Genomic DNA, 16,528 nt, shown 5'->3' with positions numbered 1-16,528 from the left:
ATAATCTTAGTAATAAACAATACCTTCGCCTTTCGTTATCAGAGTGCCAGCTTCATTGGTGATTATTTTATCTAAATCAAATAATGAACCAATCGCCGCATTACCTAAGCCAGCTTCAACGAATTTGCAAACGGCATCAATTTTTGGCCCCATAGAACCAGCAGGGAATGAAAATTCTGCTAAACCAGCAGGCGTTGCTTGCTTCATTTCTGCTTGGTCTTCTTTACCATAGTTACGGAAAATCGAACCATCGGTTAAGATAATAAATAAGTCGGCATGGATTTTTTCAGCGAGTAGTTCAGCCGTAAGATCTTTGTCAATGACGCACTCTACGCCAGTACTCTTACCTTGCTCAATACTCACGGGAACACCGCCGCCGCCACAAGCGATAACAAGGTTTTCTGTATCTAGAAGAGTTTCAATTTGCTGAATTTCAACAATGCTTTTTGGCATAGGAGAAGGCACAACGCGTCGGTAGTACTCGCCATCAGCTTTAAACTGCATTGTGCTTTGAGCCATTAACTCTTTAGCTCGTTGCTCTGTATATACAGGGCCAACAAATTTAGTCGGGTTAGCAAACGCAGGGTCTTTTTTGCATACTTCAGTTTGCGTGACTAGCGTCGCTACGTCTAATTCAGGGTCAATGTTTCTGAGCTCTTGTTGTAACATGTAGCCCACCATGCCACAGGTTTGAGAGCCGAGTACATCCATTGGGTATGGTGTCGTCTCTGGCGAATATTCGCTATAAGCCGCGTTTTGTTCCATCAACAAACCTACTTGTGGGCCATTACCATGAACGATAACAATCTCATGCTCGCGTGCTATCGCAGCAATACTCGCCGCTGATTTGATTATATTTTCACGTTGGTTCTCAGCCGTTAATGCTTGGCCTCTTGCTAAAAGAGCGTTACCGCCTAAAGCTAATACTATGCGCATGATAATGTCTCCGATCATTTAATAATGATTTTATTTATTTTACGTAGGGATTAACCGCTTGTTTCTAATTAAATTCAAGCTTATTAATAGGAGTGACTAGTTTTGTTAATTACTCTTAAGTAATTAACATGCCGAGATAGTATGGGAAAATAACTGTTCTAAATGTGATAGCTATCAAATTATCATTTCACTAGAAATGGAGCTGTGGAAACGGGAGTTATTATAATTCGATTAAATATCCATAAGCTTGGATACAATCCAGTGGTGGACTCTTTTTTTGTATAAATGATTCGTCTTTAGTGAATATTATCTCTGGCTATAAAATTATTAATTTTCAAATTTTGTTTTAAATATGACGTTCAGATCGCATTAAGAGCTTTAGAAAAGGCACGAAGCCAAACAGATGAGAGGGTTCATGAGCTCATCTGTTTGGCTTCGATTTGGTTTTCAATCGGCTGCCTTTACTCTAGATGTTATCTGACAGCCAAGTGAAAATTGGAGATAGTTAGCCACTTTCTAGGGCTTAACGCTAACGCTAAAGCGAAACAACGCGCTTTATTTCTTCCAAAACCTCGGCGTTAGCAATTGCCCCGAGGTTTTCTACATCCTTACCATTTACAACCTGTTTCACCGCCAACTCCACCAACTTGCCTGAGCGCGTTTTTGGCACATCGCTGATTGCAAATATCTGGCTTGGCACGTGCCTTGGTGAACAAGAGGATTTGAGTTTGCTTTTGATGGCTGTCAGTAGCCCATCATCTAGATCCACACCTTGCTGTAGTTGAACAAACAACCATATCTGCTCATTGCGGTCGATGTCTTTACCGACTGCTATCGAGTCAACAATGCCCTCAATGGTGTTCACTTGTTGATAGATTTCAGCAGTCCCAATTCGCACACCACCAGGGTTGAGTGTGGTGTCTCCTCGCCCGTAGAACAGGTAGCCACAATGCACGCTTTGTGCGACTTCATCACCGTGATGCCACACATTATCGAACTTGTCCCAGTAAGTGCTGTGGTAGCGCTCTCCGGTGTCATTCCAGAAGCCAACAGGGAAGTTGGGGAGGGAGTTTGTACACACCAGTTCGCCACGTTCATGATTAACCTTGTGACCAGACGAATTGAACACCTTGATGTCGACGCCGAGCCCGGCTTGTTGGCACTCTCCGCGATACACTGGCGAGATTGGATTGCCTAAAACAAAGCAGCCACAAATATCTGTCCCTCCAGAAATTGAGGCTAAATGCAGGTCTTGTTTGATGTGTTTGTAGACGTAATCGAATTGCTCAGGGTAGAGCACTGAACCCGTCGAGCACAGTGTTCTTAAGTGGGGAAGAGAGTGATTGTCGATCGGTGAGAGCTCTGCATTCTCGATCGCTTCTAGATACTTGGCTGAGGTGCCAAACAGCGACACATCGGTGCGCTGCGCTAAATCCCACAGAACGCTAGGTTGCGGATAAACCGGGCTACCATCAAAGATCACCAAACAAGCACCGCTGGCGAGCGCAGAGACGTGCCAGTTCCACATCATCCAACCACAAGTGGTGTAGTAGAACACGCGATCTCTTGGTTTAATATCGCAGTGAAGTTGATGCTCTTTTAGGTGGTTGATGATGGTGCCGCCAACAGAATGCACAATACATTTTGGCTTGCCGGTGGTGCCAGAAGAGTAGAGTACAAACAGAGGTTCATTGAAGCCGACACGAGTAAATCGAAGAGGTTTTGGTTGATACTGATTGATGATGCTGTGCCAGTTTTGGAGTGACACGTCATGCTCAAAATCATTGTTCTTTAAATAGCCGACCTGACACACCTGTTTTAATTCGTTTAAGTGTTCGATGATTTCACGGTTTTTGTCCGTCATATCGAACGTCTTGCCATTGAAGGTGTAGCCGTCACAGGTGAAAAGCACCTTAGGTTTCACTTGGCCAAATCGCTCAATCACGCTCTCGACGCCAAAATCAGGCGAGGTCGATGTCCAAATAGCCCCTAAGCTGGTGGTTGCCAACATCGCAATCACGGTTTGTGGCAGGTAGGGCGTATATGCAGCAACTATATCACCTTGCCCCACGCCGCTATCGACAAGCCATTGTTGAACGTTAGATACTTCCTTACACAAGTTTTGCCATGTGTAGCTTTGATGCTCGCCACGCTCATTCTCAAACCAAATCGCAAGCTCGTTTGGCAACGCTTTTGCTGAATGGAGCAAGTTTTCGGCGTAGTTAACTTGAGCATTAGGAAACCACACCGCATCGCGATTCGATTTTGACTGTTGCCAACGGCTCTCGCCTTGAGTTTTGATGAGCTCTCTTTGTGCGTTATCAATACTGTCTTGCGAGCCCACCATTCCACAAAACTGCCAAACGTTCTGCCAAAACGACTCGGGATGTTCCACAGACCATTGATGAAGCACCGTGTAGTTTTTCCATTCCGTCTCAAGCCCTAAGTCTTGTGGCTTTAATCCTGACAGAGTGAGGCTATCCATAAATCGGGTTACGTTGGCGTGTGCGATACGCTGGTCGCTAGGCTGCCAAACTGGCTTATTGCTTTCGTGCATTCCTTTACCTTTAACAAAACGTTAACGATTTCAGTCTGGTATTTAGGTTTTACAAAGTCAAAAGATCAGCAAAATAAGGGTGCGGCGGAACTGTGTAAATAAAATGTTACACAATTGCTTATTTCGAAAAATCGCGCAAATTGGCGGATATAAGGAGTGGAGATAGGCTTAAAGTGAGACATTCGAAAGGAGGTGTGTAATGACTCAATATCATTCTAAGCCCGTGAGCCAAGAGGGATGGGTTGAGTGGAGCCTCGAAGAAGACGCCATTTGGCACGACTTAGTGAAAAGGCAACTGGACGTCATTAATGACCGCGCATGCGATGCTTATTTGCACGGTTTGACCCTGCTGGATCTGCCATTAGACAGAGTCCCTCAGCTTCCAGAGATAAACAAGGTGCTAATGGAAACAACAGGTTGGCAGGTTCAGCCTGTGCCCGCATTGATCGATTTCGACCGATTCTTTGATTTGCTCGCCAATAAAAAATTCCCAGTTGCGACATTTCTGAGAACGCGAGATGAGTTCGATTACTTACAAGAACCTGATTTCTTTCATGAAATTTTCGGCCACTGTGCCATGCTCACCAATGCCGATTTCGCGGCTTTCACTGAGCATTATGGAAAACTAGGCCAAGCCGCCACATCTAAACAGCGGGCCTATCTTGCCCGTTTGTATTGGTTTACGGTTGAGTTCGGTTTAGTAAAAGAGGGACAAAAACTGAAAATTTATGGCGGTGGTATTCTCTCGTCTCCGGCGGAAACCATGTATGCATTGGGTGGTGATTTGGCGGTTCGTGAGCGGTTCGATCTGCAAACGGTGTTAAGAACTCCTTATCGTATCGACATCATGCAGCCGAAATATTACGTGATCGACGAGCTGTCTGAGCTCTTCCAAATCAGTCAGGAAAACCTATTACAGCAAGCTGATCTCGCCATCGATGCGGGGTTGCTACCACCACTTTTTGAACCCAAGGAACCAACACATGTTGAATGAACAAAAATGCGAAGCCTGCAGTATCGAAGCGATTGCCCTAAGTAAAGATGAACAACAATCTTTACTGTTGGAGTTGTCAGACTGGCAGATCATCGAAAGAGACGGCATCCCGCAGCTTGAGAAAGTGTTTAAGTTTAAGAACTACAAACAAGCGTGGGCATTCAGCAACAAAGTGTCAGAGTTAGCAGAAGAAGAGTTCCATCACCCTTCGATCTTATTGGAGTGGGGCAAAGTGACTGTAACGTGGTGGAGCCACTCAATCAAAGGCCTGCACAAAAATGACTTCATCTGCGCCTCACGTTGCGATGTGTTCGCGGTGAGTGAATAGACTTTTGGGTTTCGAGGAGCTGTCTTTCTTATCTCTGTGATGCGATTATCTGATTATTCGGCTCATGATGTGAGTTGAATAATTACCTTAAACAGCTCATACTATGAGTTGAATAAGTGATACTTTCGCATCATGGGGCGTAATATGTGGATTTGGCAGCAAAATAATTGGCCAGACTTTGTTTGGGATAATCAGAAAATAGGCGTGAGGTTAAGAGAAGTACGTCTTAATCAAGGCATATTATTGGGTAAGATAACCTCTCAATCCGCAGACCAAACCCAAACCATGCTAGACACCTTATTAGCGAACATTGTCCACTCCAGTGCGATAGAGGGAGAAAAGCTAAATGCCTTCTCTGTTCGTTCTTCTTTAGCTAACAAACTTGGCGTGAGCGAAGAGCGACCTTTTCCTACGACAGAACAAACTGATGGCTTAGCCGAAATTATGTTGGATGCCGTGCAGAACCTCACTGAGCCATTAGCGCTTGATAGGATTTTGCATTGGCACGATAGGCTGTTTCCTCAAGGTTACACCATTTTTAACCCTGTAATCGGAGGTCAGCTAAGAGGTGATACTCCCATGCAAGTGGTATCGGGAAGAATTGACCGTCCGACCGTACATTTTGAAGCGCCTAGCCGAGATATTCTTGGTGCTGAGTTAGATGCGTTTATCACATGGTTTAATGGTTCACTTACCGATGAGTCACTCGATCCTTTACTTAGAGCTGCGATAACTCACCTTTGGTTTATCACCTTACACTCATTAGATGACGGTAATGGCCGTATTACTCGATTGTTGACTGATTTGGCATTAGCACAGGCAGAAAAGCAGTCGGTACGTTTCTATGCGATGTCGGTGGGGATTCTCGCTAACCGTAAGCATTACTACGAGATATTGGAGCGAACCCAGAAAGGTGGACTCGATATTAGCGAATGGTTGATGTGGTTCTTAGATACGTTAGACGAGACGTTTACAGGCGTTTTCGCTGAGGTCGATCAAACCGTTTATAAGACCAATTATTGGCGAAGTATCGACCAAACCAAGCTTACAACAGAGCAGGTAAAAGTGCTGAATAGGATGCTCGATGGTGATTTTTCCGAAGGTATCAATGCCAGCCAATATCAGAAAGTAGCAAAGGTGAGTAGTGCCACTGCAACACGTCATTTGAACTCTTTGATTGAGCATGGCTGCTTAGTCAAATCTGGTTCTGGTGGCCGAAGCACGCGCTATCTGTTGCCGGAGTCGGTTTTATACACCCACACTCATTTCTATACTTAAAAGCTGTCAATGCTCAGAGTGAATGTTGGTGGTTTTTGGGACTATTTAACCCATTAATTTCGAAGCTGTTTCATGAACGATTAAAATAACCTGCCTGTTCGCACTCATAGTGACTAATTTGCTCGGACTTTAGTCCGATTTTGACGAGGTTTAATTTCATCACCCATCTGTAAATTACTTCAAGTGACGCCTAGGAATATCAACATAGTTGTGACTTTTCATACAAAATCAGTTTTATATAGGATTAAGTTAGATGTAGCCTTCACTCCATAGAATGATAGCTCTTAGTTATGTTAGGTGTGGTTAGTATAAAATTTATTTACACTGAAACTGATCTGAAACATGATTGCCTTCTTGAAAAAGTCTAAGGTAATCAAATATGTCTCATTTAGGTTTGTGACTTTCCTGACTGGGTTTTTAACGACAAGTAAGAGCTTGCTCAAGTCTTTTTAACAATCGCGGAAAGCTAATGAAATCGATTAATCATCAGTTCTTTTTAACACTTAAGCTGCTAAAGCAGCGCTATGAAGAAAAGCCTCAATACAACCTCTTTCGTGTTCTTCGTAGTGAATCTGATGAAGTAAGACTTCATTCTCGGTTTGTTTGCGATCTTTTAAACCCACTAGGTAGCCATCAACATGGAAGTCTCTTATTGAAGAGTTTTTGTGAGCAGTTTGATTTGGACATTGATGTCGATAACGCATCTGTCTTTTCTGAATACAAGAATATCGATATTTTGATAAAAACTGATACTCATGCGATTGTCATTGAAAATAAAATTTACGCTGGGGATCAAGACCGTCAAATAAAAAATTATTACGAGTACATGTGTGCGGAAGGCTATAAGCACAAAAATATCACTCTAATATACCTTACGCTAGATGGCAGAGAGGCGAGTGAAGAGAGCGCTGAAGAGCTAGTGGGGCAAGTGGTATCTCTTAGTTATCATACAGACATGTGTTACTGGCTAGAACGTCTCATTGAAATTTCAGCGAGAGATAATCCTCTTCGTGAGGCCCTTGTACAATACTTAGACCTCATTCATAAACTCACACATCAGACAGACAATATGGACTATTTAAAGCAACTCAAGCAACTATTACTTACCGATGATTTAATTAATATTGTCCCTGATATTCAACAAGCATATACCGAGATAAATGTTGATGCGCAACTAGCAATGTGGAAGTTACTGGCTAAAAAATTAGAAGTTGAGTTTGGGCAATTATCAAGTGAAGAGTCTTTTAATCTGTCTGATGAGCCGGAGCATAGAATTCGTTCTTATGTACAAAAAGAACGTAATTCAAGGTACATAGGTTTATGGGTGAAGCTTGAAGGGTATATTGATACTTATATTGGCGTTGAGCAAGATTACCATCTGTATCTTGGCATTTATAGCAAGCACGCTGAAGATAAAAAGAAACTCGCTTTAAAATTTAGCGGACAGTATCCAACGGATGAAAATCTACCTGCATGGAAATATGCTTCGCCTAATATTCCTTTCAGGGATATAGACGCAGGTACACTTAAACAACTCAGTTCTCACCAGTATTTAGAAGAGTTTACGAGTGGTGTGATTAATGACATGAAGGCAATGCACTCTTTGCTAAGTTAGAGGGGCACGTTTTTCCAAATGGTTAGCTAGATTATAAATTCAATCCTTTTTAGTTAACCGTTTGTAGGTTGTATCATCCATGAGTATGCGCATTGCTATTCATTTTACTTCCACTAAAAGACGGTAAAGTCTTAACCATTTTCAAATGCACTTCTCCCAAAGTTGCTTGACCTGCATCAGCGACTTGCTGCTTTCTCGTCCTACAACCCCCACTATTGCTCATAGTATTGGTTTTATGAGGCTGCTCTATGATATATTTCTCGGCCAAGCGTATTACAGACGAAGGCTAATAATGTCTATCAACCTTTCACTCCTTCCACCCAGTGAGAAAAATAAAATCGAACTGGATAAGCAAGCATCGTTTCTTGTATGGAAACTGAAGCAAGCGAAATGTGGCCCTGAAGCCATTGTTGAAGAAGCAATGAAGCTAGGTGATCCAGAAGAAAAGGCTTGGTTTGAGCAGTCTGTAGAAAAATACAAACGGGTAATGGGTGTCGCATAAACGCAGATAAACCTTACCCAGCAAAGCTGTTGAATTGAAATGACACAGTAATTTGCTAGAATTTGCACCGTTAATTGAATCAGAGAGAAGATCCCGATGGGAAGAAGTTTTGAAGTGCGCAAGGCCTCAATGGCGAAAACTGCAGGCGCAAAAATTAAAGTTTATTCTAAATACGGTAAAGAGATTTACGTACTGGCTAAGAACGGCAGCTCTGACCCAGACATGAACTTACCTCTTAAGCACCTGATTGCTAAAGCGAAGAAAGACCAAGTACCCGCTCACGTTATCGACAAAGCGATCGATAAAGCGAACGGCGGCGGCGGTGAAGACTTCCAACCAGCTCGTTACGAAGGTTTTGGCCCAGGTGGCACAAGCGTAATCGTTGACTGTTTAACAGACAACGGTAACCGTACTTTCCAAGACGTTCGCCAATGTTTCGTTAAAACTGGCGCGAAAATCGGTGTTGAAGGTACTGTTTCTCACATGTTCGCTCACCAAGCTGTATTCCAGTTTGCAGGCGAAGATGACGAGATCATCCTAGAAACGCTAATGATGGAAGACGTAGACGTGACTGACGTTGAGCTAGAAGACGGTGTTATCACTGTATTCGCTCCAACGACTGAGTTCTTCAAAACGAAGACAGCACTAAACGCTGCGTTCCCAGACCTAACGCTAGACGTTGAGGAAATCACTTTCGTTCCTCAAACAACTACGCCAGTAGCTGAAGAAGATTCTGAGAAATTCCAGAAGTTCTTAGACATGCTTGACGACTGTGATGACGTTCAGCAGGTTTACCACAACGCTGAGCTGTAAGTTACATACGATGTAAATCGAAAAGTTAAATAAATAACGCCACTTGTGTTTTGCAAGTGGCGTTTTTTTTGGTCATAAGTGATTGGTTTCGTTTAGTGTTTGCTAAGCTTAATCACTTATTTTATTTCCCATTTTTTCGGAGAACCGTTGTTTACAGTAACTAACAAACTAGAGCTTCTTTTATCCAAGAGGCGAATAGTTGCAGAGGAGGACCCAAGGTATAAATCACCAACTGCTCCATTTTTTCCGAAATCTCGATTTAAAATTCCCCAAAATGTTTCTGAACCATCAGATAGAGTCAGTTTCCCTTTACTAGAAAAACTACCATCAGGACCATTATCACTTCCGAATATATATACAGTTCCGTTTTCAGTAGTTGCTGTCTTACCTGCAAAATCTGAAGAAGCAAATTTGTTAGAGCCGCCCATATTGCTTAAAGTGGTTTTTAACTCAGCTTCAACAACTGCTTTATCCATAAAGTTAGTGTTTTTTAGAGGCTGAGCTTTACTTGTGTTTGCGGTAGTAAGCTTAGTGAATAGTGCTGTATTGAGTACAGTAGTCGCGTCTGTTGATGGTGTATTGATTAGGGCTTGGAGTTCGGTTCGCACATCCTCACCATTCTCATTCAAATGTAAGCCAGATAGATCTAACTTATCTGTGCCAGCGTCACTGGTAAGTGATTTTAATAATGTTGCTATGGTTACTGGATTCGCTTTTTCTGAATTATTAGGGCGTGTTGATCTTTCGTGAGTGTTTTTTGAACAGCATGGTAAAGAGTTATAATTTGCTTCGCCAAAAGTAAAACCATAACCAATACCATGCCAAGAACAATGCTAACTGATATTCGCTGGGAACTGCTACTCCAAGTTATGAAAAGTACAGGTCGTATTTACGATAAAACTGAACATCGAATGACATTTGAAGGAATACTTTATCGAATGAGAACAGGTATTCCTTGGCGAGATCTACCCTCTGAGTTCGGAGAGTGGAGTACCGTTTACAGACGATTTAATCTTTGGTCAAAGAAAGGGATTTTAGATAAACTTTTCAAAAGCTTATCTAGCATGGCTGATTTTGAATGGGTCTTTCTTGATGGCTCTATAGTTCGAGCGCATCAGCATAGTACAGGTGCAGCTACTGAAAGCTCAGAGCAAATAGGAAAAAGTCGCGGGGGCAACTCAACCAAAATTCACTTAGCCGTAGATAGTGGTGGTCTGCCGATTTGCTTTGATTTATCAGAAGGACAACGCCACGATATAGTGCATGCCGAAAGCTTAGTTGAACAACTCGATGAAGTTAATACTATCGTTTGTGATAAAGGATATGACAGCGAACCTTTCCGTACTTTTGTTAAGGAACGTGGCGGAGAAACGGTAATTGCTAAACGCAATTACGGACAAGATATAGACAAAGACAGTATGGATTGGTGTCTATACAAGTATCGTCACTTGGTCGAAAATGCCTTTGGGAGAATTAAGCATTATCGAGCTATTTCAAGTAGATATGACAAGCTAGAAAGGAATTATGCCAGCATGTTATCGCTGGCATTCATGTTAATGTGGCTACCGATGTATTGTTGAACACAAAATGTACAGCAAAGATCAACACGCCCTAGCAACCATTAGATCGTATGGTGTTGTATACGTTGAAGGAGCACTCACTGTGCCAATTTTAACGTCGTTATCTGTAAGCGTTGGCTCGTTATTGCTATCACAACGTCCGATATAGAAATCTACTGACTCTCCCGCGACAATTGAAAAGGTACCCCCCTCATTTGTGCATCCAGATTGACTCGCCGATTTATAGTAAAGCCCTTTCACAGGTTCGTCTATGAAGTTGTAGTCGCTGGTTATCTTTTCTGCTGGAGCGCCTGAAGAAGGTAAGCCACCATCATTGTTATCGTTGCAACCAACTAGAATTGATGTGCTCATGATAGCCAAAGCTAACGTTGTTTTTTTCATTTTAAGTTCCTTATATTGATAGCGTTGGCATTCTATCAATCCAGATTCATTTATCTATAATCTGTTTGAATATGATTAATATTTCATATTTATTTGTGATGTTGGGCACGTTGTGTTTATTAATGCAATTTATTATTTAAAGCCCTTTTGCGGGGCGTTGTATTATTTTTTAGTTATCGAACTTTGGTCTAATACCGGAAGGGTTAATTGTAACTAATTGATTTATAATGAATCTAGCAAGTCACTATTGCCTGACTTCTTTACTCTAGGTGTCGTTACCCAACTGGAAAATTTTCTAACCTGAGGCAGTAGAGTAAAACTCAGTACCAATGCACACGGCCAAGCAATGAAAAAGCTTTGCAGCCAGATTGGCGGCCACTCGGGGCTGAATCCCATTTTGTAGCCAGAAATTAACCCAGACATGATAGTCGCCATGGTCAGGGAGGATAAAATCGCGGTTACCCAAAATTGTTTGTTGTTCATACTGTGTTCTCCCGTGATTTTCTGTTGTTGATAAGATAAGGTTATATCTATCCATTAATGAGAAAAATAGGCACATATAGAAGTATGAATTCCATATTTGGAAACATTGATGATCTGTTCTTATTCTGTGCAGTGGTTGAAGAGGGCTCTTTGCTATCGGCTTCTAAACGGCTGCAACTCCCAGTGTCGACTATGTCGCGTAGGCTAACCGCATTGGAAGATCGCCTGAATATCCGACTTTTAGAAAAGAAAGGTCGTGAGCTGGTGGCCACTAAAGACGGCGAGGCGGCCTTTGCTGCACTGAGCAGTGGCATGGAGTCTATCCATCAAGGCTTTAATAGCTTGTTGGAAGAGCGTGATGCTATCCAAGGTAAGATTAAGCTCGCAGTGCCTCATAACTTCTATAGTGGCTTTCTACGGTCGACAGTAGAGCAATTCCTCACTCAATATCCAAACGTTCAACTCGACCTAACTCTGAGCCAGCAACAGCTTATTCCGCAGACCGATCGTGACTTACTGATCACGTTTAAAATCTCGGATATGGAAGGCATGATTGCTCGTCCGCTTTTCAAGGCCAAACACGGATTTTTCGCGAGCCAAGAATATTTGGATTCGCGTGAAACAATAGGAAAGCCGAACGATTTGGAGCTGCAAGATTGGATTAATGTCGATGATGTGTTTGATATGCCGCTCTACAAATCCGACCGCTTAGAGCAGATGATCACGATTAAACCCAAGTTCATCGTCAACGATATCCATGCGGTGGCGGCGGCGGCGCAAAAAGGCTTGGGGCTTGCTTCATTGCCTTTTCGTCATGTATCCCCTGAGATGAATCTGATTCAAGTGCTCCCTGAGTACCATCGGGGTGATCGCCAAGCGTATTTAGTGTACAAAGAAAGAAAATATCAGCCAAAGGCTTTGACCTTGCTTATTGATGCATTGATTGAGAGTGTTCGATCTTTTCATAGCGATGACTCGGTCAAATAAAAGGAGAAAGAAATGAAAGTAAGTTTTATCGGGCTAGGCGTTATGGGCTTCCCAATGGCAGGCCACCTAGTCAAAGCCGGTTTTGAAGTAACGGTATTTAACCGCACTCACAGCAAAGCGCTAGACTGGGCTGATAAACACCAAGGTAAAGCGGCAGAATCTGTGGCTGAATGTGTAGCAGAAGCTGACGTGGTATTGGTTTGTGTAGGTAACGATGACGACGTTCGCAGCATGACAACCAGCGAAACAGGCGCATTGGCTGCAATGAAGCCAAACGCGATTCTTGTCGATCACACCACAACGTCTGCTGTGCTGTCTGAAGAGCTTGAAGTGGCAGCGAAGCAAGCTGGTGTTCGCTTTATGGACGCACCAGTGTCTGGTGGCCAAGCGGGCGCAGAAAATGGTGTGTTAACTATTATGTGTGGCGGCGAACAAGCGCTATTCAATGACCTTCAACCTGTGTTCGAAGCTTACGGTAAGTCGTCGGTTCTGATGGGTAAAGTCGGCCAAGGCCAACGCGCGAAAATGGTTAACCAGATCTGCATTGCAGGCGTACTGAATGGCCTTTCTGAAGGCTTGGTACTTGCTGAAAAATCAGGTTTGGATATCCCAACTCTGGTTGATTGCCTGAAAAACGGCGCAGCTGGTTCATGGCAGATGGAAAACCGCGCAACCACAATGGCGCAAGACAAGTTCGATTTTGGCTTTGCAATTGATTGGATGATCAAAGATTTAGGTTTCTGCTTAGATGAAGCAGAGCGCCAAGGCATCCAACTTCCTTTGACGGAAAAAACCAACAACGCATACAAGGCACTGTCTGCCCAAGGACAAGGCCGTATGGATACCTCGGTATTGATGAAAGCCGTGGTTGAAGAGACAAAGAAGTAGAAAGAGTAATAGAAACTTCGTTTAGATAATTAAAAATAGCCGCTCACTAGCGGCTATTTTTGTTTGGCTTGTGTTAGCTAACTTTATTTAGAACTTTCAGGTGTGTTGGTGGCTTTAATCCCCAAATGTGCCAAAGGCAGCAGTAGCTCATTTGACATCACGTTGTGATAGTTACCTTTATGAACCAAATCTTCATCACTCTCATCAAGAACCAGTTCGATATTGCTTGCTAGATCCGGAAGTAATAAACGATATGTGTATTCCTTTACACGACTTAAGAAATCAGCCCCTAATTGCGTCAGTTCATCACCAATCACCACTAAATCAGGGTTTAATTGGTTAATGTTATTCACTAAGCCATGTGCCAAGCACTTAGCTAAGTAATCAACCGCGTTTATCGCAGCAGATTCTCTGTCATGAAATGCATTAACTACCATTTCAAAGTCCGCGGATACTAGTGACGCCTCTTGCTTGTAGCGTTCCACTAAAGCCGTCGTCGAGCTATACAGCTCAAGGCAACCTAGATTGCCACACTTACATTGCGGCCCTTGAAAATTGATCGATGTGTGGCCAATCTCCCCAGCAGTACCTAAACTGCCGTGATAAACCTGCCCTTCAATCACTAAGCCCGAACCTACACCCTGCCCAAGAGAGACATACAGTAAAACGCTTGCTTCATAGGTGCTTTGTAGCTGGCGCCAAACCGCGAGTGCTGCCAGTTTTGCATCATGGCCAGCATAAATTGGATAGTCTGGAAATTGTTCTCGCATGTGGGAAATGAAATCAATATCTTGCCAATTTTTAGCATCAGTCATCAGCATGATTTTATTATCTTGCTCTAAGAATGGACCGGGCATCGCCACTGCAATCCCCAAAACATCACATTCCTGCTCTTTCAGAACATCGCTCACTTGCTTAGTCAAATACTCGATCAGCTCTTCTGGGCTATTATCAGTATTAATGGGTTTGACTACGTTGGTTAGCGAAACACCATTGAGATCGTAGGTATCAATTGAGAAGTTAGTACGCTGTATTCGAACGGACACAATTCGTAGATGTTGGGTATTGAACCCCAGATAGATAGAGCTTCGACCACGTGCCGCTTTTCGCACACCCGTTTCAACAATAAGTCCTTGTTCTATTAAAGGTTTTATCGCTCTCGTCACCGTCGCTTGGTCAAGTCCAACCAATTGGCTGATCTCTTTTCTGGAGCAACTACCACTATTGTGAAGTGCATTAAGAATGACGCGCTTATTATGATTTTGTACATCATCTAACGAAACGCCCAGTCCGCTTCTCATAGGCTTATTCATAGTTCTCCCGACCAATTTGATCTGCAATAACGTTCCAATGGATCTACACAATATATAGAAAAAGTTAAGATTCAATAAAATCATATAGTTAGAAATTGAGCCTACTTTACTTATGTGAGCGCAATCTCAAGTTCATCATACTATATTTGTTAGCTGCAATTAAATGAAATATATTTGATTGCAGGTTGCAATTAAATATATTTCGATAACATTGGAGGTCCTTGTGGTATTCGATAAGAAGAAGCATCAGGCAATTATTGATCAAGTTGAAGAATACATCGCTGAGCATAAAGATACGGTTAAGCAGCACCATTGGCGTGAGCATTACCATTACCAAGCACCGGTAGGCTGGATTAATGACCCGCATGGATTGATTCAATATCAGGGTAAATATCACCTTTTCTATCAACACCATCCTTTCACTGGCAAGTGGGGAACCATGCACTGGGGACACGCAGTCAGCGAAGATCTCATTCACTGGGAAACACTGCCAGAAGCTTTAGCACCAAGTGAAGAATATGACGGCTGGGATGGCGGAGGTATTTTTACTGGTAGTGCTGTGAACAATGATGGTGTGATGACACTTTTCTACACTGGGTGTGCTCAAGCTCGCCAAGTTCAATGCATGGCAACATCGACTGATGGCATTAACTTTGACAAGTACGACGGTAATCCAATCTTATCTGATCCGCCAGAGGGAATTAACCTGCATGACTTCCGCGATCCAAAGGTTTGGAAACACGATGGGTCATGGTACATGGTGACGGGTGTTACAGATGGCGTGAGCGATCTAATTAACCCATCAAACTACGAGACCAACGGTTTCGGTAAAGTATGTCTACACCGCTCGGAAAACTTAACCGATTGGGAATTCGTAGGGTACTGTGTAGAGAGTATGGGTGAATTAGGCACAATGCTTGAGTGTCCAAATATTTTCAAATTGGGTGACAAGCACGTACTCATGTATTCACCTATGGGTATGCAGCAACGTCAGGTGGTCTACCTTGTTGGTGACCTTGATTACCAAACAGGCAAATTCCATTGGTCAACAATGGGCTCATTAGATTGGGGCTTTGACTACTATGCACCACAAGTATTCGATGATGAAAATGGGCGTACTCTAATCCAAGCATGGATTGGTTCATGGCCGTTCATGCCATGGTGTGATGGAACTTACGACACCAGTGAACTTGGTTGGTACGGGAGCATCTCTCTGGCTCGTGAAGTATCTTTATGTCATGACGGAAAACTGAAATTCACACCTGTACAAGAAGTTGAAAAATTGCGTCATTCACCAAAAAGGCATACTGAACTCAAGTTAAACGATGGTGAAAAATTCGCATTTGAAGCAGGTGATAATGTTCACTGTGAAATCATTGCTGACATCGATCTAGCCGCAAGCGACTGTGATAGCATTGTATTTGAAATTCGCAGTAAAGGTGAGCAGAAAACACTGATTGAGTTGGATCTAAAGAAAGGCGAACTGGCCTTTGATCGTACTCAATCGGGCAGTCGTTCAGCCTTACGTAGAACATGCCCACTAGAGTGTGCGAGTAAAGATCGAGCAAACATCCGTATCTTTATGGACAGTATTTCTGTGGAAGTCTTTACCGATGGAGGTCGTACTGTGATGACCAATAACATCTTCTCTGATGAAGACAGTGCAGGTCTCTATGTATACGCTAAGAACGGCAATGCTAGAATTGAGACACTAAAAACATTCGGTATGAAAAGTGTTGCCGAATAACTGATTCAGCTTTCCCCTTCTTCTTTTTAGCCCAGCTTATTGCTGGGCTTTTTTGTTCCTCAAAAAGTATCCCCATGAAAAAAAGTCCTTTTTATCCAACTCAAATAACGATCCTCAAAACAAAAA

At 42.8% G+C, this 16,528-nt stretch carries 16 protein-coding genes; 10 read left to right on the top strand and 6 right to left on the bottom strand.

The annotated features are described in order from the left end of the window. Positions 1-6: 6 nt before the first annotated feature. Together OCV30_RS17015 and OCV30_RS17010 are read right to left on the bottom strand one after the other, a co-directional pair. Positions 7-936, bottom strand: coding sequence for a carbamate kinase (locus OCV30_RS17015; RefSeq protein ID WP_012601290.1), 930 nt, complete (start codon positions 934-936; stop codon positions 7-9). Between the two features lie 535 nt (positions 937-1,471). Then, positions 1,472-3,493, bottom strand: coding sequence for an acetoacetate--CoA ligase (locus OCV30_RS17010; RefSeq protein WP_065679131.1), 2,022 nt, complete (start codon positions 3,491-3,493; stop codon positions 1,472-1,474). A 199-nt stretch (positions 3,494-3,692) separates the two neighbouring features. Between OCV30_RS17010 and phhA the strand changes: the two genes are divergently transcribed. The 6 genes from phhA (at position 3,693) to OCV30_RS16980 (ending at position 9,023) form a co-directional block, all read left to right on the top strand. After that, entirely contained in the window at positions 3,693-4,487 is a 795-nt protein-coding gene (gene phhA / locus OCV30_RS17005) for a phenylalanine 4-monooxygenase (protein WP_012601282.1), read from the top strand. Then, positions 4,477-4,815: a 4a-hydroxytetrahydrobiopterin dehydratase gene (locus OCV30_RS17000; RefSeq protein ID WP_065679130.1), complete on the top strand. Its 339-nt coding sequence runs from the start codon at positions 4,477-4,479 to the stop codon at positions 4,813-4,815. The genes phhA and OCV30_RS17000 overlap by 11 nt, the downstream gene beginning before the upstream one ends. 144 nt (positions 4,816-4,959) lie before the next feature. Continuing rightward, positions 4,960-6,093 carry a Fic family protein gene (locus tag OCV30_RS16995; RefSeq protein ID WP_065679129.1) on the top strand — a complete coding sequence of 378 codons (1,134 nt, stop codon included), beginning with the start codon at positions 4,960-4,962 and terminating at the stop codon, positions 6,091-6,093. A 469-nt stretch (positions 6,094-6,562) separates the two neighbouring features. After that, entirely contained in the window at positions 6,563-7,708 is a 1,146-nt protein-coding gene (locus tag OCV30_RS16990) for a PDDEXK-like family protein (protein ID WP_065679128.1), read from the top strand. Between the two features lie 292 nt (positions 7,709-8,000). After that, a complete protein-coding gene (locus tag OCV30_RS16985) occupies positions 8,001-8,210 on the top strand; it encodes a DUF3283 family protein (RefSeq protein WP_010432323.1) in 210 nt (69 codons plus the stop codon). A 96-nt stretch (positions 8,211-8,306) separates the two neighbouring features. Then, positions 8,307-9,023, top strand: coding sequence for a YebC/PmpR family DNA-binding transcriptional regulator (locus tag OCV30_RS16980; RefSeq protein ID WP_009846045.1), 717 nt, complete (start codon positions 8,307-8,309; stop codon positions 9,021-9,023). Positions 9,024-9,139: 116 nt separating this feature from the next. Here the strand turns inward: OCV30_RS16980 and OCV30_RS16975 are convergent, their stop codons facing one another. Continuing rightward, positions 9,140-9,631, bottom strand: a complete 492-nt coding sequence (locus tag OCV30_RS16975; RefSeq protein WP_065679127.1) for a hypothetical protein — start codon at positions 9,629-9,631, stop codon at positions 9,140-9,142. A gap of 210 nt (positions 9,632-9,841) precedes the next feature. Between OCV30_RS16975 and OCV30_RS16970 the strand changes: the two genes are divergently transcribed. Further along, a complete protein-coding gene (locus OCV30_RS16970) occupies positions 9,842-10,603 on the top strand; it encodes an IS5 family transposase (RefSeq protein ID WP_102552608.1) in 762 nt (253 codons plus the stop codon). A 21-nt stretch (positions 10,604-10,624) separates the two neighbouring features. Here OCV30_RS16970 and OCV30_RS16965 read toward each other — a convergent pair whose 3' ends face one another. Together OCV30_RS16965 and OCV30_RS16960 are read right to left on the bottom strand one after the other, a co-directional pair. Next, on the bottom strand, positions 10,625-10,984 hold the full coding sequence (locus OCV30_RS16965; RefSeq protein WP_065677975.1) for a hypothetical protein: 360 nt from the start codon (positions 10,982-10,984) through the stop codon (positions 10,625-10,627). Positions 10,985-11,206: 222 nt separating this feature from the next. Next, a complete protein-coding gene (locus tag OCV30_RS16960) occupies positions 11,207-11,467 on the bottom strand; it encodes a DUF2798 domain-containing protein (protein ID WP_083994550.1) in 261 nt (86 codons plus the stop codon). Between the two features lie 84 nt (positions 11,468-11,551). Here OCV30_RS16960 and OCV30_RS16955 point away from each other — a divergent pair, with 84 nt between their 5' ends. Together OCV30_RS16955 and OCV30_RS16950 are read left to right on the top strand one after the other, a co-directional pair. After that, positions 11,552-12,454 carry a LysR family transcriptional regulator gene (locus tag OCV30_RS16955; RefSeq protein ID WP_065677977.1) on the top strand — a complete coding sequence of 301 codons (903 nt, stop codon included), beginning with the start codon at positions 11,552-11,554 and terminating at the stop codon, positions 12,452-12,454. 12 nt (positions 12,455-12,466) lie between these two features. Then, entirely contained in the window at positions 12,467-13,342 is an 876-nt protein-coding gene (locus OCV30_RS16950) for an NAD(P)-dependent oxidoreductase (RefSeq protein WP_065677978.1), read from the top strand. Positions 13,343-13,425: 83 nt separating this feature from the next. Here OCV30_RS16950 and OCV30_RS16945 read toward each other — a convergent pair whose 3' ends face one another. After that, complete coding sequence (locus tag OCV30_RS16945; RefSeq protein ID WP_019351022.1) at positions 13,426-14,655, bottom strand: ROK family transcriptional regulator; 1,230 nt, start codon at positions 14,653-14,655, stop codon at positions 13,426-13,428. 223 nt (positions 14,656-14,878) lie between these two features. On the opposite strand from OCV30_RS16945, the gene OCV30_RS16940 reads away from it, so the two are divergent. Further along, positions 14,879-16,402, top strand: coding sequence for a glycoside hydrolase family 32 protein (locus tag OCV30_RS16940; RefSeq protein ID WP_004732627.1), 1,524 nt, complete (start codon positions 14,879-14,881; stop codon positions 16,400-16,402). Positions 16,403-16,528: the final 126 nt, after the last annotated feature.

The organism is Vibrio atlanticus (genome assembly GCF_024347315.1).
GTDB lineage: Bacteria > Pseudomonadota > Gammaproteobacteria > Enterobacterales > Vibrionaceae > Vibrio > Vibrio atlanticus.
Note: the sequence above shows the minus strand (reverse complement) of the source record. Positions and strands in the feature narration are given on the sequence as shown.